This is a genomic window from Streptomyces sp. NPDC006265, from assembly GCF_040613555.1.
Taxonomy (GTDB): domain Bacteria; phylum Actinomycetota; class Actinomycetes; order Streptomycetales; family Streptomycetaceae; genus Streptomyces.
In genome coordinates this window covers 1-19,293 of record NZ_JBEXSH010000060.1, presented here as the reverse complement: position 1 = coordinate 19,293, position 19,293 = coordinate 1, and the positions used below count along the sequence as shown (strand labels likewise).

At 71.8% G+C, this 19,293-nt stretch carries 15 protein-coding genes, 3 tRNA genes and 2 pseudogenes; 12 read left to right on the top strand and 8 right to left on the bottom strand.

The window, feature by feature from the left end:
- The 5 genes and pseudogenes from ABZ281_RS08215 to ABZ281_RS08195 form a co-directional block, all read left to right on the top strand.
- A pseudogene (locus ABZ281_RS08215) lies at positions 1–680 on the top strand (DNA polymerase III subunit gamma and tau); the annotation flags it as partial.
- A gap of 122 nt (positions 681–802) precedes the next feature.
- The gene (gene purD, locus ABZ281_RS08210) at positions 803–2,053 is read left to right on the top strand and encodes a phosphoribosylamine--glycine ligase (RefSeq protein ID WP_356653303.1); all 1,251 of its coding nucleotides are present in this window, start codon (positions 803–805) and stop codon (positions 2,051–2,053) included.
- Between the two features lie 357 nt (positions 2,054–2,410).
- Positions 2,411–4,240, top strand: coding sequence for a hypothetical protein (locus ABZ281_RS08205; RefSeq protein WP_356653307.1), 1,830 nt, complete (start codon positions 2,411–2,413; stop codon positions 4,238–4,240).
- A 212-nt stretch (positions 4,241–4,452) separates the two neighbouring features.
- Positions 4,453–5,928, top strand: a complete 1,476-nt coding sequence (locus tag ABZ281_RS08200) for a N,N-dimethylformamidase beta subunit family domain-containing protein (RefSeq protein ID WP_356653301.1) — start codon at positions 4,453–4,455, stop codon at positions 5,926–5,928.
- 69 nt (positions 5,929–5,997) lie between these two features.
- Positions 5,998–6,897, top strand: coding sequence for a phosphoribosylaminoimidazolesuccinocarboxamide synthase (locus ABZ281_RS08195; RefSeq protein ID WP_356653299.1), 900 nt, complete (start codon positions 5,998–6,000; stop codon positions 6,895–6,897).
- A gap of 41 nt (positions 6,898–6,938) precedes the next feature.
- On the opposite strand, the gene ABZ281_RS08190 is transcribed toward ABZ281_RS08195, so the two are convergent.
- The 8 genes from ABZ281_RS08190 to ABZ281_RS08155 all read right to left on the bottom strand — a co-directional run bounded on the left by ABZ281_RS08190 (position 6,939) and on the right by ABZ281_RS08155 (position 11,535).
- Positions 6,939–7,014 (bottom strand) — tRNA-Gly (locus ABZ281_RS08190).
- A 22-nt stretch (positions 7,015–7,036) separates the two neighbouring features.
- A complete protein-coding gene (locus ABZ281_RS08185; RefSeq protein ID WP_356653297.1) occupies positions 7,037–7,657 on the bottom strand; it encodes a response regulator transcription factor in 621 nt (206 codons plus the stop codon).
- Entirely contained in the window at positions 7,654–8,931 is a 1,278-nt protein-coding gene (locus ABZ281_RS08180) for a sensor histidine kinase (protein ID WP_356653295.1), read from the bottom strand. The genes ABZ281_RS08185 and ABZ281_RS08180 overlap by 4 nt, the downstream gene beginning before the upstream one ends.
- A gap of 22 nt (positions 8,932–8,953) precedes the next feature.
- Positions 8,954–9,757 carry an ABC transporter permease gene (locus ABZ281_RS08175; RefSeq protein WP_356653293.1) on the bottom strand — a complete coding sequence of 268 codons (804 nt, stop codon included), beginning with the start codon at positions 9,755–9,757 and terminating at the stop codon, positions 8,954–8,956.
- Positions 9,754–10,725, bottom strand: coding sequence for an ABC transporter ATP-binding protein (locus tag ABZ281_RS08170; protein WP_356653291.1), 972 nt, complete (start codon positions 10,723–10,725; stop codon positions 9,754–9,756). Before ABZ281_RS08170 ends, ABZ281_RS08175 begins: the two co-directional genes overlap by 4 nt.
- A 129-nt stretch (positions 10,726–10,854) precedes the next feature.
- Positions 10,855–10,927: transfer RNA gene (locus tag ABZ281_RS08165), tRNA-Gly, on the bottom strand.
- A gap of 85 nt (positions 10,928–11,012) precedes the next feature.
- Positions 11,013–11,084 (bottom strand) — tRNA-Gly (locus ABZ281_RS08160).
- A 133-nt stretch (positions 11,085–11,217) separates the two neighbouring features.
- The gene (locus ABZ281_RS08155) at positions 11,218–11,535 is read right to left on the bottom strand and encodes an Lsr2 family protein (protein ID WP_031109676.1); all 318 of its coding nucleotides are present in this window, start codon (positions 11,533–11,535) and stop codon (positions 11,218–11,220) included.
- A gap of 322 nt (positions 11,536–11,857) precedes the next feature.
- Here ABZ281_RS08155 and purS point away from each other — a divergent pair, with 322 nt between their 5' ends.
- From purS to ABZ281_RS08120, 7 genes and pseudogenes are all read left to right on the top strand, one after another.
- Entirely contained in the window at positions 11,858–12,121 is a 264-nt protein-coding gene (gene purS / locus ABZ281_RS08150) for a phosphoribosylformylglycinamidine synthase subunit PurS (protein WP_030850392.1), read from the top strand.
- Positions 12,118–12,798, top strand: a complete 681-nt coding sequence (gene purQ, locus ABZ281_RS08145) for a phosphoribosylformylglycinamidine synthase subunit PurQ (RefSeq protein WP_356653289.1) — start codon at positions 12,118–12,120, stop codon at positions 12,796–12,798. Before purS ends, purQ begins: the two co-directional genes overlap by 4 nt.
- Positions 12,795–15,053, top strand: coding sequence for a phosphoribosylformylglycinamidine synthase subunit PurL (gene purL / locus ABZ281_RS08140; protein WP_356653287.1), 2,259 nt, complete (start codon positions 12,795–12,797; stop codon positions 15,051–15,053). The genes purQ and purL overlap by 4 nt, the downstream gene beginning before the upstream one ends.
- A gap of 228 nt (positions 15,054–15,281) precedes the next feature.
- Positions 15,282–15,743, top strand: coding sequence for a winged helix-turn-helix domain-containing protein (locus ABZ281_RS08135; RefSeq protein WP_356653305.1), 462 nt, complete (start codon positions 15,282–15,284; stop codon positions 15,741–15,743).
- Between the two features lie 22 nt (positions 15,744–15,765).
- Positions 15,766–16,599, top strand: a complete 834-nt coding sequence (locus ABZ281_RS08130) for a M23 family metallopeptidase (RefSeq protein WP_356653285.1) — start codon at positions 15,766–15,768, stop codon at positions 16,597–16,599.
- 3 nt (positions 16,600–16,602) lie between these two features.
- Positions 16,603–17,451: pseudogene (locus ABZ281_RS08125) on the top strand (ion channel protein); the annotation flags it as partial.
- A 43-nt stretch (positions 17,452–17,494) separates the two neighbouring features.
- Complete coding sequence (locus ABZ281_RS08120; RefSeq protein ID WP_356653283.1) at positions 17,495–18,901, top strand: glutamate decarboxylase; 1,407 nt, start codon at positions 17,495–17,497, stop codon at positions 18,899–18,901.
- Positions 18,902–19,293: the final 392 nt, after the last annotated feature.

Here is a 19,293-nt window from a genome sequence, read left to right as displayed (position 1 = left end):
GTCCCGGGGGACGACTCCCGGTTCTCCTCCCGCTCACGCGTGCCGAAGGAGGTGGTCTCGACCCCCGCATGCTCTGGCCGAACATCCTGGAGGCGGTCAAGAACCGCCGGCGTTTCACCTGGATCCTGCTCAGCCAGAACGCCCAGGTGGCCGGCTTCGACGGCACGACCCTCCAGCTCGGCTTCGTGAACGCGGGCGCGCGGGACAACTTCCTGAGCAGCGGCAGCGAGGAGGTGCTGCGGCAGGCGCTGGGCGAGCAGTTCAACGTGCAGTGGAAGATCGAGGCCATCGTCGACCCCTCGGGCGGCTCCGCACCCCCGGCGCCGGGTGGCCCCTCCGGGTTCGGCGGCGGTGGCGGCCACAACACCGGCGGTGGCGGCGGATACAACGCGGGCGGCGGTACGGCCACGGCCCAGCGCCCCGCCCCGGTCCAGTCGGCACCCCCGGCCACCCCCGCCCAGCAGTCGAGCAGCCCCGCCCCCGCCCCCGCCTCCACCCCGGCCCCGGCACCGGCCGCCTCCGCCCCCCAGCCCTCCGCGCCACCGCAGCGCCATGTCTCGGTCGAGGAGGACATCCCGGAGGACGACGACCCCGACCTCGACGAGTCGGCCCTCTCCGGACAGGAGCTGATCGTCCGGGAACTGGGGGCCACGGTGGTCGAGGAGTTCACGAACGAATAGCCCGGCCTCATGTGCGGCCCGGGGAGTACGGGGTCTTCTTGGAGGAACATCCAGCTCACGATCCGCCCTCCCTTCGGAAGCCCGCACAAAGGAAACCCGGCGTCTCCCGTTAGGCTGACCCCGTGAAGGTCCTCGTCATCGGCAGCGGCGCCCGCGAACACGCCCTGTGCCACTCCCTGTCCCACGACCCCGATGTCACCGCGCTGCACTGCGCCCCCGGCAACGCCGGCATCGCCGAGGTCGCCGAGCTGCACCAGGTCGACGCCTCGAACGGCGCCGCGGTCACCGAGCTGGCCACCCGCCTCGGCGCGGAGTTGGTGGTCGTCGGCCCGGAGGCCCCGCTGGTCGCCGGTGTCGCCGACGCCGTGCGCGACGCGGGCATCCCGGTCTTCGGCCCGTCCGGCCGGGCGGCACAGATCGAGGGCTCCAAGGCCTTCGCGAAGGACGTCATGGCGGCGGCCGAGGTGCCCACGGCCCGGTCGTACGTCTGTACGACACCTGAAGAGGCCGACGCGGCCCTCGACGCCTTCGGCGCTCCGTACGTCGTGAAGGACGACGGGCTCGCCGCCGGCAAGGGCGTCGTCGTCACCGACGACCTCGAAGCGGCCCGGGCCCACGCGGCGGCCTGCGAGCGCGTGGTCATCGAGGAGTACCTCGACGGCCCCGAGGTCTCCCTGTTCGCCGTCACCGACGGCGAGACGGTCGTACCCCTCCAGCCCGCCCAGGACTTCAAGCGCGCCCTGGACGGCGACGAGGGCCCCAACACCGGCGGCATGGGCGCGTACTCCCCGCTGCCGTGGGCCGAGCCGAAGCTGGTCGACGAGGTGCTGCAGACCGTGCTGCAGCCGACCGTGGACGAGATGCAGCGGCGCGGCACGCCGTTCTCCGGCCTGCTGTACGCGGGCCTCGCGATCACTTCTCGCGGTGTCCGCGTGATCGAGTTCAACGCCCGGTTCGGCGACCCCGAGACCCAGGTCGTGCTGGCCCGGCTGAAGACGCCGCTGGCCGGCCTGCTGATGGCCGCCGCCACCGGCAACCTCGCCCACCTGGAGCCGCTGCGCTGGAGCGACGACGCGGCCGTGACCGTGGTCGTCGCCTCGCGCAACTACCCAGGGACCCCGCGCACCGGCGACCCGATCACCGGACTCGACGAGGTCGCGGCCCAGGACGCCCCGCACGCGTACGTGCTGCACGCCGGCACCAGGCAGGAAGGCGACGCCGTGGTCAGCGCGGGCGGCCGCGTCCTGTCCGTGACGGCCACCGGCAAGGACCTCACCGAGGCCCGCGACCGTGCCTACACGGCCGTCGGCCGCATCCGCCTCGACGGCTCCCAGCACCGCACGGACATCGCCGCGAAGGCGGCAAGCGCGTAAGGGCCCCTCCCGCGTAGGGCCCCTCCCGCGTAGGGCTCTCCCGCGGGGCGGGAAACCACTTCGCCGCCGATGAACCCCTCAGGCCCCGGATCCGTCTCAGGATCCGGGGCCTGAAGTATGCGAGAGGCGGGGGCCTGACGCTCGTTTTCCGTCATCCACCTCTCCCCAAAGCCATTCCATCGAGTGACCGATGCCCTATCCGGCTGACGGGGGGCGGAGCCCCAACTAGGGTGCGGCGCAAGCGTTCCGGCACTTGGCCCACCGGCATTGCGATGTCAGTGACTGGTGCCACAGTGGGGGAGTGAGCAAGGGCAGCGTCGGGTCTACGGGGAGGGGGTGAGGTCGGTCGTGACCGGAATGGGTGTGGAGGCAGGCGCGCAGGCCGCGCGGGCACGGGCACTGGCCGTGCTGCGCATCCGCAGCCGTGCCCTGGCCGTCGCCCTGCTGCCGGCCGCCGTCGCCGTGATCCTTCTCGCGGGCACCGTGGGCGATCGCCTCGAAGGCCCGGTCTGGGACGCGGCCCGCTGGGCCATGACGCCGTTCGCGGTCCTCGTGCTGCTGGCCGCCGCCGGGGTCGCCCTGGTCGTCGCCCGGGCCCGGCCCGCCATGAGCCCGACCGTCCCGGTCACCGAGGAGGCGGCCCCCGACCTGTACCGGATGGTCCGCGACCTCGCCGACCGCCTCGACGTCCCCGCGCCCTCCGCGATAGCACTCACCCCGGACTGCGACAGCTGGCTGGAGGACCGCACCCACCCGTCCCACGCACCGCCCCCGGCCGAGGAGCACCACGACATCGCGGGTGCGGGCAGGCAGGCCCGTCGGCACCCGGCCGCGCCGGTCCTCGTCATCGGCTCCCCGTTCCTGTGGTGGATGCGGGTCGGCGAGCTGCGCGCGGTCCTCGCCCCGGTCATCGCCGGTACGGGCCCCTCGGCCCACCCGGACATAGCCGCGGCCCGGCGTTTCGTCCGGGGCCTGGACGCCGCGGTGGCCGTGGCCTCGGAGCCTGGGCGTGACCCGGTGTCGCGGGCGGTGCTCGCCGGGGTCGGATGGGTCGCCCGGCTTCTGCTGCGCAGCTGCCGGGTCCACGCCGCCGAGCTGGAGCGGGGTGTGGCGGCCGCGGCGGCGGAGCGTGCACAGGCTGTGGATTACGGGCTGCGGATCGTCGCCCAGGAGCAGGTGGGCCTGGCCTACGCGGGCTGGGACCGGCTGCTGACCCGGGTCGCACTGCCCGCCTGGCGGATGGGCCGCTGGCCGTCCCGGCTGGACGCCGGTGTGGTCGCGGCGCTCACGGAGCTGTCCCGGCGCGACCGCCTGGCCGAGGGATTCGCCTCCCGGCTCGGCGAGCGGCCCGCCTGCGATCTCCTGGAGGAGCCGGGCACGGTCGACGAGGCCGCCTCCCTCCTCGCCGCCCGCCTCTTCCACGGCGGCCCCGCAGGGCCGGGACCCGACTGGTCGCCGGTGGACTGGAGCGAGTACCCGGACGAGGTCGTGGACCGCAAGTGGCGCCTCGACGCGGCCCGTCTCCACCGCGTCCTGGACGCGATGGGCGTCCGCCCCGCCACCGGCCCCACGGCTCCCGCCACCGTCGCCCCGACCCTGTCCCGCGTCCTCGACCACCTCACGGACGCGGGCCCCGCGTGGACGGCGGGGAATCCCGGAGCGGCCGGTCCCGCAGCGGGCTCCACCGGATCCGGGCCGGACAGCGCACCCTCCGAAGCCGCCGGTCCGCCCCCCGGCAGACCGGGCACCCCCGACGACGAGGACCTCGCCGGTACGACGGCCCCCAGCGCCACCCTCGCCGCCCGCCTCAGCGCCGAACTGGCCCGTGAGGAGGCCGCCCCCTCCCCGGCGGCCCTGTCACCCGCCTCACCGTCCCCGACCCCCGACCCCGTCGCCCACTGGGACGACCGGGCCCTCCCCCTCTTCCCCCTCCAGCCCCCGCGCACGGCCAGGGAGCTGCTCGCCGACCACCTCACCGCGATGGTCTGCTGCGCCGCGATGGACACCGCCGGTGCGACCCCGGGCCTGGACTGGCTGGACGGCCCGACCCTCCTCATCGACGGTGAGCGCACGGCCGACCTGGCGCCCAAGGTCCTCACCCTCATCGAGGACGGCGACGCCACGCCCCTGCGGGTCTGGCTGTCCCAGCTCGGCATACGCCCGGAGAAGCCGGTCCGCCTCGGCTGAACACCGGAGCGCGAGCTTCCGGTTCTGGCCAATTCAAAACGAACAGTGACGAAGTGCGCGCTTTATGTGATGTGCTTGGACCGTTCGCGTGCATGGCAAGGGCTTGCGACATACGACAAGCACCTAAGCACGACGGCGTCGCACGGACCGCGGAACGCCGCACGCACCACACCGGCATGCACCACCACGGGGAACAGGGGAGGGGAGGCACCATGGGGTCGGAGCAGATTCGCCGCTGGGAGTCGGGAGCGCTGGCGCACGCCGTGACGGATCCCTTCGGACAGGGCCCCGTTCCGTGGCTGCGCGGCAACGTGACGTACTTCGACGACTCGGGCCAGGTCGTCCCCTGGTACGTGGACCAGGACGCGTCCCACCCGCCGACGAAGGGCAGCCGCTCGGGCGGCCCCCGCGCGGCCGACGACGCCAACCGCCAGATCAAGGGCTTCACCTCCACCGGCGCGGTCGCGCCGGGCGAGGCCATCGACTTCCACGTCACCGTCGACCCGCCGCAGCAGTTCGCCGTCGACATCTACCGCATCGGCCACTACGGCGGTGACGGCGCCGCGAAGATCACCACCAGCCCGCGGCTGTCCGGCATCGTCCAGCCCGCGCCGCTCACCGCGGACCGTACGGTCTCCTGCCACCACTGGTGGCTGTCCTGGCGCCTCCAGGTCCCCTCGTACTGGAACATCGGCGCGTACGTCGCCGTTCTCACCACCGCCGACGGCTACCGCTCCCACGTCCCCTTCACCGTCCGCCACGACCAGCCCGCCGACCTGCTGCTCGTGCTGCCCGACATCACCTGGCAGGCGTACAACCTCTACCCGGAGGACGGCCGCACCGGCGCCAGCCTCTACCACGCCTGGGACGAGAAGGGCCGTCTGCTCGGCGAGTCCGAGGCCGCCACGACGGTCTCCTTCGACCGCCCGTACGCCGGCGCGGGCCTGCCCCTGCACGTCGGCCACGCCTACGACTTCATCCGCTGGGCCGAGCGCTACGGCTACGACGTCGCCTACGCCGACGCGAGCGACCTGCACGCGGGCCGCGTCGACCCCACGCGCTACCGCGGCCTGGTCTTCCCTGGCCACGACGAGTACTGGTCGGCCGCCATGCGCGCCACCGTAGAACGCGCCCGCGACGCCGGCACCTCGCTGGTCTTCCTCTCCGCCAACTCCCTGTACTGGCAGGTGGAGCTGGGCCCCTCCCCGTCCGGCGTCCCCGACCGGCTGCTGACCTGCCGCAAGCGCCGGGGCCCGGGCAAGCCGGTGTTGTGGCGGGAGATCGACCGTGCGGAGCAGCAGCTCCTGGGCATCCAGTACGCCGGGCCCGTCCCCGAGCCGCACCCGCTGATCGTGCGCAACGCCGGGCACTGGCTGTGGGAGGCGGCCGGGGCGCACGAGGGCGAGGAGATCGAGAACCTGGTGGCGGGCGAGGCCGACCGCTACTTCCCGCGCACCCCGCTGCCCGAGCACGAGGAGCGCATGCTGCTCGCCCACTCCCCGTACACCGACAAGGAGGGCGTCCCACGCCACCAGGAGACGTCCCTGTACCGCGCTCCGTCCGGCGCCTGGGTCTTCGCATCCGGAACGTTCGCCTGGTCACCGGCCCTGGACCGCCCCGGCCACGTCGACAGCCGTGTCCAGCGGGCCACGGCCAATCTCCTCGACCGTATCTGCAAACGCGACTGACCCACTGTCCGTGATCAGGCTCGGATACGGGAGAATCGAGCCACTTGGACAGAACCACGGGGAGGCACCGTGTCCGGATTCGTCGAAAAGCCCGAGCCGATCCAGGTTCCGGGCCTGGTACATCTGCACACCGGCAAGGTGCGTGAGCTGTACCGGAACGAGGCGGGCGACCTCGTGATGGTCGCCAGTGACCGCATGTCTGCCTACGACTGGGTGCTGCCGACCGAGATCCCCGACAAGGGCCGGATCCTCACGCAGCTGTCCCTGTGGTGGTTCGACCGGCTCGCCGACCTGGTTCCGAACCACGTGCTGAGCACGGAACTGCCCGACGGCGCCCCCGCGGACTGGGCGGGCCGCACGCTGATCTGCAAGTCCCTGCAGATGGTCCCGGTCGAATGCGTGGCCCGCGGCTACCTCACCGGCTCGGGCCTCGCCGAGTACAACGAGACCCGCACGGTCTGCGGTCTCGCCCTGCCGGAGGGCCTGACCGACGGCAGTGAACTACCCGGCCCGATCTTCACCCCGGCCACCAAGGCCGCCGTCGGCGAGCACGACGAGAACGTCTCCTACGAGGAGGTCGCCCGCCAGGTCGGCGCGGACACCGCGGCCCGGCTGCGCCAGGCGACCCTCGCCGTCTACTCCCGGGGCCGTGACATCGCCCGGGAGCGGGGCATCATCCTCGCGGACACGAAGTTCGAGTTCGGCTTCGACGGCGATGACCTGGTCCTCGCCGACGAGGTCCTCACCGCGGACTCCTCCCGCTTCTGGCCGGCCGACCAGTGGCAGCCGGGCCGTGCGCAGCCGTCGTACGACAAGCAGTTCGTCCGGGACTGGCTGACCTCGGCGGAGTCCGGCTGGGACCGCAAGAGCGAGCAGCCGCCGCCCGCCCTGCCCCAGCAGGTCGTCGACGCCACCCGCGCCAAGTACGTGGAGGCGTACGAGCGCCTGACCGGCACGAACTGGTCGTAGGACACGAAGAAGCCCCCCGGCGGAACCGGGGGGCTTCTCGATGGAGCGAACGACGAGGTTCGAACTCGCGACCTCAACCTTGGCAAGGTTGCGCTCTACCAACTGAGCTACGTTCGCATGCGCCGTGGCGCGAGAACCACTATACCCAACCTCGCTCCCGCGCGAGCCGTACCGCCGCATGCCGGTTCTCCGCGCCGAGCTTCGAGACGGCCGACGACAGATAGTTCCGCACGGTCCCCTGCGACAGCGCGGCCCGCTCGGCGATCTCCGCGACGGGGGCACCGTCGGCGGCGAGTTCCAGGACCTCGGCCTCCCGCGCGGTCAGCGGTGAGTCCCCGGCGGCGATCGCGTCGGCGGCCAACTCCGGGTCGACGTAACGGTTCCCGGCGTGCAGCGCCCGGATGAGCTCCGCGAGCCGCTGCGCGCTCACGGTCTTCGGCACGAACCCCCGTGCCCCGGCCGCCAGCGCCCGCTTCAGATGCCCGGGCCGCCCGTGGCTGGTCACGATGAGCACCCTGCAGCCGGGCAGTTCGGTCCGCAGGGATGTGGCGACCTTCACACCGTCGGCGCCCGGCATCTGGAGATCCAGCACGGCGACATCGGGTTTGTGCGCCCGGGCCATCGCCAGCGCCTCGGGCCCGGTGGCCGCCTCCGCGACGACGACGAGGTCGTCCTCCAGCGACAGCAGCGCGGCGAGCGCCCCCCGGATGAGGTGCTCGTCATCGGCGAGCAGCAGTCGCACGGGTTCCACGGTCGTCACGGCGTGACCTCACTCACAGATGCGACGGCGGCCGGGACGGCGCCGGTGGGGCCGGACCGCGACGGCAGTGGAATCTCCGCCGTCAGCCGGAACAGCCCCTCCCCCGCGGGCCCTGCCTTCAGCGTCCCGTCGAGCTCCGCCAGCCGTTCCCGCAGCCCGGTGAGCCCCGAGCCGGACGGCCCGGTCCCGGACTCCGGCCCCGCCTCGCTCACCCCGTCGTTCTCCACGGACAACACCACCCGCCCCTCCGGCAACTGCAATCGCACCGCACACCGCCGCGCATCCCCGTGCCGCAGGACGTTCGTCGCGGCCTCCCGCACCACCCACCCCAGGGCGGACTGCACCGCCGCGGGCAGCCCGGCCGCCGTCGCCCCGTCGACCGTGCAGTCGATGCCGGCCGCCGTCAGCACCCCTTGCGCCCCGGCGAGTTCCGAGCCGAGGTCGGCCTCCCGATAGCCGCGCACGACCTCCCGGACCTCCCGCTGCGACTCCTGCGCGAGCCGCTGCACCTCGACCATCTGCGGCACGGCCTCGGGCCGCCCCCGCTGGGCCAGCTGCACGGCCAGCTCGCTCTTCAGGGCGATCACCGCGAGGTTGCGCCCCATGACGTCGTGCAGATCCCGCCCGAACCTCAGCCGCTCCTCGGCGACGGCGAGCCGGGCCCGGGTCTCGCGGGCCTCGTCGAGCTCGTAGACGGCGTTCAGCAGCCACACCGAGAAGATGGCCGTGAAGGCGATGACCACGCCGCCGATCAGCACGATCAGCGCCGTGAAGAGGGCCGTCAGAGCGGGGGCGCCCAGCGCGGACGTCACGACCCAGGTGCCCGCCGCGAAGCCGCCGGCGATGCCGAACGCGCGCCGCCGGGAGCGGACGCCGAGCGCGATGATGCCGGGGCCGAAGATCAGGATCACTCCGAAGACGCCACCGGCGGCGGTGTCCACGCCCTCGCGGTCGGGTCCGTGCTCGGCGAGTCCGATCGCGGCGGCGGCGATCGCGGCGGTGACGGCGGCCAGTGTCCACAGCAGTCCGGTGGGCTGGGGCCTGCGGCCACGGGTCCAGTCGATCGCCCGGGAGACGGTCACGAAGCAGAGGCCGGCGTGCACGGCCACCACCAGCATGGCGGCACCGCCCAGCCGTATCCCGAGCGGGGCCACGGATGTGAGCCCGACGGAGAAGAACTCCATCACCGCGAAGAAGTGGAACGACCACCGCGTGTACGTCTCGACCTTCTCCGGCGTGGTCTTGTGCCGCCACCACCTGCCCGGCGTGCGCATGCGCCCCGTCACTCCCCTTCGGTCAACGCCGCGGTTCCCAGCGGAACCACCGCCGTACAGCAAACACCGCGATGAGGATCCAGGCCATGGCGGTCGCGAGAGCGCCCAGCGCCTCGTACGCGGAGAGGTCACCGGTCCAGCCGCCGCGCACCAGCGTGACGACGGGCGTCAGCGGCAGCAGTTCGAGGACCGAGGCCACCCGGTCCGGGAACAGTTCCAGCGGTGTGAACATGCCGGAGCCGATCATCGAGACCATCAGCAGCGGCATGGGCGTGACCTGGGCGCTCTCGCCGGTTCGGGTGAAACTCGCGGTGGCCGCGGCGAGGGCGGCGCTCATCACGAGTCCCAACAGCAGCCCGAGGACGACCAGATGCGGTGCCGACGGCGCGGACAGGTCCATCAGCACGGCACAACCCACCACCAGCAGCAGGCACTGCGCGAGCCCGGTGAGGACCGCCGGCAGTGACGTGCCCGCCAGGATCTCGACGTCCCGCAGCTCACCGGTGCGCAGCCGCTTGAGCACGAGTTCCTCACGCCGCACGACGAACGCGCCGACGAGCACGGAGTACACGGCGAACAACAGGGAGAAGCCGACCGCGGCGGGCAGCACCAGGGTGCCGGTGCTCAGCCCCGCCCCGGCGAGGTCCATGTCCTCGGACGCCGCCCGCACGCCGACCGGCATCACCAGCGGCACGAACAGGGCCGCGAAGAGCGCGCCCCGGGTCCGCCCGAGCAGGGTCAGTTCGGCGCGGGCCAGAGCGGTCATCCGGCTCAGCGGGGTCGTCGTCGCCGCTGCCGGGCGGGGCATCGTGTGCGTGGCGCTCATGCCGCGTACTCCTTCGTCGTCATGCCCATGGCCTGCTGCGTGGACGCGTGCTTGGCGATCCCGAGGAACGCCTCCTCCAGGGAGGCGGAGCGCACATCCAGGCGGCGCAGTCCGACCCGGGCCTGTGCGGCCCACACCAGCAGGCCGGTGGCCGTCCGCTGCAGTTCATGGGTGTGCAGCCGGACGATCCGGCCGTCGGCCTCGTGGCCGGTCACGCCCAGCTCGCCGAGCGGCGGGAGGTCGCCGACGAAGTAGCCGTCGGGCAGTTCGAAGGAGATCCGCGACGGCTCCGCGGCGGTCACCTCGGCCGGGGTGCCGGTGGTGGCGATGCGGCCCTCGTGCATGATCGCGAGCCGGTCGGCGAGGTTCTCGGCCTCTTCCAGGTAGTGCGTGGTCAGCAGCACGGTGGTGCCGCCGTCGCGCAGCGCGCTCACCAACTCCCAGGTGGCCCGGCGGCCTTCGGCGTCCAGCCCGGTGGAGGGCTCGTCGAGAAAGAGCACCTCGGGGTCACCGAGCAGGGCGAGGGCCAGGTCGAGACGGCGCCGCTGGCCGCCGGAGAGCTGCTTGACCCGGGTGCCGGCCTTCGCCTCCAGGCCGACCAGCGCCAGTACCTCCGCGGGGGGCCGGGCCCCGCTCACGCATCCGGCCCACATCCGCGCGGTCTCGGCGACGGTGAGCTCGGAGGGGAAGCCGCCTTCCTGGAGCATCACGCCGGTGCGGGGCCGTACGGCGGCCCGGTCGGTGTAGGGGTCGTGCCCGAGGACGCGTACCCGTCCGCCGGCCGGCTGTGCGAGTCCCTCCAGGAGTTCGACGGTCGACGTCTTGCCGGCGCCGTTGGTGCCGAGCAGCGCGAAGATCTCCCCGCGCCGGACGGAAAAGCTGATTCCGCGTACCGCCTCGAACCCGCCCCCGTACACACGTCGCAGGTCAGTGACCTCAATCACGTGTTCGTGTCCGTTGGTTTCCATGCTCCCAGCGTCCCGGCCGTACGGGCCCGCAAGCAGTGCGCGCTGTCATCACTCGGTATGACAAATGTCAGAAGCGGGGAGCACCACGCGAAGAAGCCCCGGTCCTGAAGGACCGGGGCTTCTTTCCCGAGCGGACGACGAGGTTCGAACTCGCGACCTCAACCTTGGCAAGGTTGCGCTCTACCAACTGAGCTACGTCCGCGTTTGCTCCCGATCAGCTTTCACTGACCGGTGCGGGCACCAGCCTACCTGATCCTCCCCCAAGGAGGGACCGGTAGGCGATGCAGAGCGGGTGACAGGAATCGCACACTGCGCCTTCCCCCTGGAAGGGGGATGTTCTACTACTGAACTACACCCGCATGTTTCCGTGAGCTGGGCCTTTCGGCCTCGCCCCTCGGCGTGCTCCAGACTCTAGCTGATCAGCCGGGGTGCTGCGCAAGTCGGTTGCCGCGAGGGGCGGGTGAGCGGGCACGGTCCGGGCCCGGCGGGCCGTCACTGCGCGGCGGTGAACGCCTCGTAGACCTTCTTGGGGATGCGCCCGCGCGCGGGAACCTCCATCTTGTTGGCCTGGGCCCAGGCGCGCACGGCCGACGGGTCGGGGGCGACCTCCGTCTGCCGGTACGCCTTGCCCGAGCGGGACCGCTTGCGGCCGGCTTCCACGTAGGGCGCGAGTGCCTTCCGCAGTTCTCCGGCGTTGACTTCGCTCAGGTCGATCTCGTACGACTTGCCGTCCAGTCCGAAGGCGATCGTTTCCGTCGCTTCCGAGCCGTCGATGTCGTCAAAGAGAGTGACCACGACCTTCTGCGCCACGAATATCGGTCCCTTCATGCGGCACTATGCCAATTCATTTGTACAGTGCCCGGCAATACATTGTGAAGCCCGACTAAATCCTTCTGCGTGTCCAAAAGCAAGAGGGAGCGCAGCCACTTCATTGGAAGGGTGGTCGCGGGAGACGGGCGGGCGCAATAGGTTTCGGGTGTCGATCCGGGATCTTTCCCGAAAATTTCGTGTGTGGGTCCGTCGATGCCGGATCGTGATGACGGTCACGTGGTTTCCTACAAGTCAACGCGCGTAGAAATTTTGTGCGGGTAGTCTGAAGGGACCTGCTCAGCACCACACACCGGGAGTGCCAGTGGCACGCGTCGTAGTCGACGTCATGCTCAAGCCGGAGATCCTCGACCCCCAGGGCCAGGCGGTGCAGCGCGCACTGCCGCGGCTGGGTTTCCAGGGGATCTCGGACGTCCGCCAGGGAAAGCGTTTCGAACTGGAAGTTGACGGGCCGGTCGACGAGGCCGCCCTCGCCCGCATTCATGATCTTGCGGAGTCCTTCCTCGCGAACACCGTGATCGAGGACTTCACGATCCGGGTCGAGGAAGTCGCGGAGGCCGCGAAGTGACCGCTCGTATTGGCGTCGTCACTTTTCCCGGCAGTCTGGACGACCGTGACACACAGCGCGCGATCCGCGTCGCGGGCGCCGAGCCGGTCGCCCTGTGGCACAAGGACAAGGACCTCAAGCAGGTCGACGCCGTGGTGCTGTGCGGTGGTTTCTCCTACGGCGACTATCTGCGCGCCGGGGCCGTCGCCCGCTTCTCGCCGGTGATGGAGCCCCTGCTGGAGCAGGCGAAGGCCGGTCTGCCGGTGCTCGGCATCTGCAACGGCTTCCAGATCCTCACCGAGGCGCACCTGCTGCCGGGCACGATGCTCCGCAACAACCACCTGCACTTCATCTGCCGCGACCAGAAGCTGCGGGTGGAGAACGCCGGGACCGCCTGGACCACCGACTACTCGGCCGGCCAGGAGATCCACATTCCGCTGAAGAACAACGACGGGCAGTACGTCGCCGACACGTACACGCTCGACAAGCTGGAGGCCGAGGGCCGTGTCGCCTTCCGGTACCTCGACTTCAATCCCAACGGCTCACAGCGGGACATCGCCGGCGTCAGCAACGAGGCCGGAAACGTGGTCGGCCTCATGCCGCACCCGGAGCACGCCGTGGAGCCGCTGATCGGTACGGGTCGTACCGACGGCCTGCCGTTCTTCACCTCGATCCTCAAGAAGCTGGTCAACGCATGAGCCGGACGCCTCTGGACACGGTCGAGCACGCGGCCGCGACCCCCGACGTCGAGCTGCCCTGGGCCGAGCTGGGCCTGAAGAAGGACGAGTACGAGAGGGTCGTCGAGATCCTCGGCCGCCGCCCCACCGGCGCGGAGCTGGCCATGTACTCGGTGATGTGGTCCGAGCACTGCTCGTACAAGAGCAGCAAGGTGCATCTGCGCCAGTTCGGCGAGAAGGCCCCCGAGTCCGACGCGATGCTCGTCGGCATCGGCGAGAACGCCGGTGTCGTGGACGTCGGCCAGGGCTACGCGGTCACCTTCAAGGTCGAGTCGCACAACCACCCGTCGTACGTCGAGCCCTACCAGGGCGCGGCCACCGGTGTCGGCGGCATCGTGCGCGACATCATCGCCATGGGTGCCCGGCCCGTCGCCGTGGTCGACCCGCTGCGCTTCGGCGCCGCCGACCACCCCGACACCAAGCGCGTCCTGCCGGGTGTCGTCGCGGGCATCGGCGGCTACGGCAACTGCCTGGGCCTGCCGAACATCGGCGGCGAGGTCGTCTTCGACGCCTGCTACCAGGGCAACCCGCTGGTCAACGCGGGTGCCATCGGCGTCATGCGGCACGAGGACATCCACCTCGCGAAGGCGTCCGGCGCCGGCAACAGGGTCATCCTCTACGGGGCCCGCACCGGCGGCGACGGCATCGGCGGCGCGTCGATCCTCGCCTCCGAGACCTTCGACGACGCCAAGCCGTCGAAGCGCCCGGCCGTGCAGGTCGGCGACCCCTTCCAGGAGAAGCTCCTCATCGAGTGCACCCTGGAGGCCTTCAGGGAGAAGCTGGTCGTCGGCATCCAGGACCTGGGCGCGGCGGGCCTGTCCTGCGCCACGTCCGAGCTGGCGTCCAACGGCTCCGGCGGCATGCGCGTCACCCTGGACGACGTACCCCTGCGCGACTCGACGCTCTCGCCCGAGGAAATCCTCATGAGCGAGTCGCAGGAGCGTATGTGCGCGGTCGTCGAGCCGGAGAAGGTCGACCGCTTCCTGGAGATCTGCGAGAAGTGGGACGTCATCGCCACCGTCATCGGTGAGGTGACCGACGGCGACCGCCTCGAGATCTACTGGCACGGCGGCAAGATCGTCGACGTCGACCCGCGCACGGTCGCGCACGAGGGCCCGGTCTACGAGCGCCCCTACGCCCGCCCGTCCTGGCAGGACGAGCTCCAGGCCGACGACGCGAACAAGCTGCCCCGGCCGGCGACCTCCGAGGAGCTGAAGGACCAGGTCCTGAAGCTGGTCGGCTCCCCGAACCAGGCCTCCAAGTCCTGGATCACCAGCCAGTACGACCACTTCGTGCAGGGCAACACCGTCCTCGCCCAGCCCGAGGACTCCGGCATGATCCGGATCGACGAGGAGACCGGCCTCGGCGTGGCGATCGCCACCGACGGCAACGGCCGGTACGCCAAGCTCGACCCGTACCACGGCGCCCAGCTGGCCCTGGCGGAGGCGTACCGCAACGTCGCCACCACCGGCGCCAAGCCGCTCGCCGTCTCGGACTGCCTGAACTTCGGCTCGCCCGAGGACCCGGCGGTGATGTGGCAGTTCGCGGAGGCCGTGCGCGGTCTGGCGGACGGCTGCCTGCAGCTCGGCACCCCGGTGACCGGCGGCAACGTCTCGCTCTACAACCAGACGGGCGAGGCCGCCATCCACCCGACCCCGGTCGTCGCGGTCCTGGGCGTCATCGACGACGTGGCCCGCCGCACCCCGGTCGCCTTCCAGGAGGAGGGCCAGCTGCTCTACCTCCTCGGCGACACGCGTGAGGAGTTCGGCGGCTCGGCCTGGTCGCAGGTCGTGCACGACCACCTCGGTGGTCTGCCGCCCAAGGTCGACCTGGAGCGGGAGCGGCTGCTCGCCGAGATCCTGATCTCCGCCTCCCGCGACGGCATGATCGACTCCGCGCACGACCTGTCCGACGGCGGTCTGATCCAGGCGGTCGTCGAGTCGGCGCTGCTGGGCGGCAAGGGCGCCCGCCTGATCGTCCCGGACGGCCTGGACGCCTTCACCTTCCTGTTCTCCGAGTCGGCGGGCCGCGCTGTCGTGGCCGTGCCGCGCTCGGAGGAGGTCCGCTTCAACGACATGTGCGGTGCGCGGGGCCTGCCCGTCACCCGCATCGGTGTCGTCGACGGTGACGTCGTGGACGTCCAGGGCGAGTTCGCGCTCACCCTGTCCGAGCTGCGCGAGACGCACGAGGGCACGATCCCGGCGCTGCTGAAGTAGGCAAACGCTCCGAAGCCCGCGCTCATCACCCGTCAACGACACGGTCCCCGCAACCTCCAGAATGTCTGGGTGTTGCGGGGACCGTTAGAACCCGAGTCCGCCGGGCGGGGGCTTCGCCGTGCCCGGACAGACAGGCCTCGACCCCTTGAGTGTAATTACGTAGTTCCGTAATATCGAACCGTGGACCTCGAGCAATTCGCACAACGCGTCGCCGACCTCGAACGCCGCATGGCGGCCCTGGAAGGTACCCAGCCCACCGGCCCCCGCATCGACGGGAGCGACTTCTGGGCCCTGAACGAGCTGAAGGATCAGCTGTCGGAGGCAGGGGCGGCCGGCGGCGGTGTCCTCTACACCGGCTCCGTGCGCCTGCCGACGGGCGAGGAGTACGCCTGGCAGATGACCGCCCTCACCCAGGACCTGCTGGAGGACGAGTGGAAGACGGCCGCCGAGTCGTTCGCCGCGCTCGGCCACCCGGTCCGGATCCGTCTGCTGCGCGAGATCCTCGGCGGCCGGCGCACCGCAGCCGAACTCGCCGAGCCGGACGAGGTCGGCACGACCGGCCAGATCTACCACCACCTGCGCCAGCTCACCGCCATGGGCTGGCTGCACACGACCGGCCGGGGCCGCTACGAGGTCCCGTCGGCGAGGGTCGTGCCGCTGCTGGTGGCACTGGCGACGACCCGCCCGTAGCAGCGACGGAACCGGGGGACGAATGTCCGCACGCAAGATCGGCACGATGGCCTCCCGAGGCCTTCAACTGGGCTTCATCGCCCTGGTGATCGTCCATGTCTGTCTCGGCTGGAGCTACAACGTCCTGTGGGACTTCCTGCCTCTGGTCCTGGCCTACGCCGTCATCACCGTCACCAACCGCTGGGGCGGCGCCCCGGACAGCCCCGGCGTCGCCCGCGAGCCCCTGGAGGTCGCCTCGCCCGTCTCCGGCCGCTGGTCCGCGCTGAACAGCCCGGCCGACCGCACCCCCAGCCACGGCATCCACTCGCACGGGCAGACGTACGCCATCGACGTCCTCGCCGAGCCCGAGCCGGGTGCCCGCCCCGGGTTCAGCCCGCTGTGGCCGCTCGCCCGCCGCCCGCACGACTTCCCGGCGTTCGATGCCCCGGTCCTCGCGACCGCCGACGCCACGGTCGTACGGGTCGGCGACGGACAGCGCGACCACCTCAGCCGCACCTCACTGCCCGGCCTGCTGTACCTGATGCTGATCGAGGGCTCGGTGCGCGAGATGTCCGGCGTCGACCGCATCCTCGGCAACCACCTCGTCCTCGACCTGGGCGACCACACCTACGCCGTCTACGCCCACCTGCGGCGCGGCTCCCTCACTGTCCGCGAGGGCGACCGGGTCCAGGCCGGGCAGGTGGTCGCCCGCTGCGGGAATTCCGGCAACTCCTCCGAGCCGCACCTGCACTTCCAGTTGATGGACGGCCCGGACCCGGACGCGGCCCGGGGTGTCCCCTTCACCTGGCGGGGCATCGGCGTGCCCCGCAACGGGGAGACCTTCGACGCACCCGAGGCGACCGCCGCCCTAGGCTGACCGGGCAGCCGGTTCGTCCCCCGGGCACCCGGCCGGATCTGGCCCGCGCTGGCGGAGGCGGCCACCATCGGGGCACTGTTCGGCACCCCGGTGGCGGCCGCCCTGGCGATCTCCGAGATGCTGGCCCGCCGGGAGACCCGCGGCATGCTGTGGGACAACCTCTTCGCGCCGCTGACCGCCGCCGCCGCCGGCTCCCTGACCGTCACCCTCCTCCACCGCCCGACCTTCGGCCTGGGCCTGCCGTCCTTCGGCCGGGCGGGATGGTCCGACCTGCTGGCGACGGTCGTGATCGCCGCGGTGGGCGCGCTGCTCGGCATGTGCGCCGTGCGGGCCCTGCCGTACGCCCACGGGGCCTTCCAGTGGCTGCGGCACCCGATGCTGATACTCCCGGCGGGCGGGGTCGTGCTCGGCTGCCTCGCGGCGGCGGGCGGTCATCTGACGCTGTTCAAGGGCCTCGACGAAATGGCCACGCTGGCGCACGACCCGAACGGCTGGTCGGCCGGGGAGTTCGCCGTCATGACGGTGGTGAAGCTGGCCGCGCTGGTCGTCGCCGCATCCTGCGGCTTCCGCGGCGGGCGGATCTTCCCCGCCGTGTTCGTCGGCACCGCCCTCGGCCTGTGCGCGCACGCCCTGGTGTCCGGAGTGCATCCCTCGGTGGGCGTGTCCGCCGGTGTGCTCGGGGTGCTGCTGGCGATCACGCGGCAGGGCTGGATCAGCCTGTTCGTCGCCGCGGTGCTGGTCGCCGAGCCGGGGATCTTCGCTCTGCTCTGCGTCGCCTCGCTGCCGGCCTGGCTGCTGGTGACGGGCCGGCCGCAGATGCAGCTGCGCGAGGACGGCACGTCCGTCCGCTGACCCCCTCCCCCTCCCCTTCTCGAACCCACCCCTGGAGGCACCCGTGCCGTTCCCCGAAGGCACCCCGCGAACCGGCGAGAGCCGCCTGTCCGTCAACCCCTTCTACGGCCCCGCCAACCCCCTGGGCGACATGGCCGAGGCCCCGCCCACCCACCGGCTCCCGGACCCGCCCATGGCGCCGGCGACCGCCTATCAGCTGGTGCGCGACGAGCTGATGCTCGACGGCAACGCCCGGCTCAACCTCGCCACCTTCGTCACCACCTGGATGGAACCCCAGGCGGGGGTGCTGATGGCGGAGTGCCGGGACAAGAACATGATCGACAAGGACGAGTACCCGCGCACCGCCGAGCTGGAGCGGCGCTGCGTGGCGATGCTCGCCGACCTGTGGAACGCGCCCGACCCGTCGAGTGCCGTGGGGTGTTCGACGACCGGGTCGAGCGAGGCGTGCATGCTCGCCGGGATGGCGCTGAAGAGGCGCTGGGCGAAGCGCAACGCCGACCGTTACCCCACGGCCCGGCCCAACCTGGTCATGGGCGTCAACGTGCAGGTCTGCTGGGAGAAGTTCTGCAACTTCTGGGAGGTGGAGGCCCGGCTGGTTCCCATGGAGGGGGACCGCTTCCACCTGGATCCGCAGGCCGCGGCCGGGCTGTGTGACGAGAACACCATCGGCGTCGTCGGGATCCTGGGCTCCACCTTCGACGGGTCCTACGAGCCGATCGCGGACCTGTGCGCGGCGCTGGACGCGCTGCAGGAACGGACCGGGCTGGACGTCCCGGTGCACGTGGACGGGGCATCCGGGGCCATGGTGGCGCCGTTTCTCGACGAGGACCTGGTGTGGGACTTCCGGCTGCCCAGGGTGGCGTCGATCAACACCTCGGGGCACAAGTACGGGCTGGTCTTCCCGGGCGTCGGCTGGGCGCTGTGGCGGGACGCCGAGGCCCTGCCGGAGGAGCTGGTGTTCCGGGTGAACTACCTGGGCGGCGACATGCCGACGTTCGCGCTCAACTTCTCCCGGCCGGGCGCGCAGGTCGTGGCGCAGTACTACACGTTCCTGCGGCTCGGGCGGCAGGGCTACCGGGCCGTGCAACAGGCCGCGCGGGACGTGGCGACGGAGCTGGCCGGGCGGGTCGAGGCGCTCGGCGACTTCCGGGTGCTGACCCGGGGCGACGAACTGCCGGTGTTCGCCTTCACGACCGCGCCGGACGTGACGGCGTACGACGTCTTCGACGTCTCCCGGCGACTGCGCGAGAGCGGCTGGCTGGTGCCCGCGTACACCTTCCCGGCCAACCGGGAGGACCTGTCCGTGCTGCGGGTGGTGTGCCGCAACGGCTTCTCCGCCGACCTCGCGGAACTGTTCGCGCAGGACCTGGAACGGCTGCTGCCGGACCTGCGCCGGCAGCCACGGCCGCTGACCGAGGACAAAGACGCGGCGACCAGCTTCCACCACTAGCGGCTCAGCCGCGTGTACTTGGCCTGCCGGGTCGGCGGGCCGACCGCTGGTACTTCGCCTGCCGGGTCGGCCACGGGTACTTCGCCTGCCGCGGTCGGCGGCCCGGCCGCCCGCACTCCGCCTGCCCGGGTCGGAAGCTCAGGCCACCCACCCCTGCCAGCCGGAGCCAGCGGCTCAACCACCCCTGCCCGCTGGCCCGGGCCAGCGCCGCAGCCGCCCGTCCCCGCTGCTGGAGCCGACGGCCAGCCGCAGGTACTTCGCCTGCCGCGGTCGGCGGGTCGGCCTCCCGAACCCCGTCCGCCCGGGCCGACCACACGGCCACCCCAACCTGCCCGCCACGGTCACCGCCGCCCCCCCCCGGAGAAAAGTAGAGCGGCGGGTAGGGTAAGAAG

Coding starts and splice junctions, on each gene's coding strand:
- ABZ281_RS08205 (WP_356653307.1), top strand. CDS start 2,411: ATGGGTGTGGAGGCAGGCGCGCAGGCCGCGCGGGCACGGGCACTGGCC.
- ABZ281_RS08200 (WP_356653301.1), top strand. CDS start 4,453: ATGGGGTCGGAGCAGATTCGCCGCTGGGAGTCGGGAGCGCTGGCGCAC.
- ABZ281_RS08180 (WP_356653295.1), bottom strand. CDS start 8,931: ATGCGCACGCCGGGCAGGTGGTGGCGGCACAAGACCACGCCGGAGAAG.
- ABZ281_RS08175 (WP_356653293.1), bottom strand. CDS start 9,757: ATGAGCGCCACGCACACGATGCCCCGCCCGGCAGCGGCGACGACGACC.
- ABZ281_RS08170 (WP_356653291.1), bottom strand. CDS start 10,725: ATGGAAACCAACGGACACGAACACGTGATTGAGGTCACTGACCTGCGA.
- purL (WP_356653287.1), top strand. CDS start 12,795: ATGAGCCGGACGCCTCTGGACACGGTCGAGCACGCGGCCGCGACCCCC.
- ABZ281_RS08135 (WP_356653305.1), top strand. CDS start 15,282: ATGGCGGCCCTGGAAGGTACCCAGCCCACCGGCCCCCGCATCGACGGG.
- ABZ281_RS08130 (WP_356653285.1), top strand. CDS start 15,766: ATGTCCGCACGCAAGATCGGCACGATGGCCTCCCGAGGCCTTCAACTG.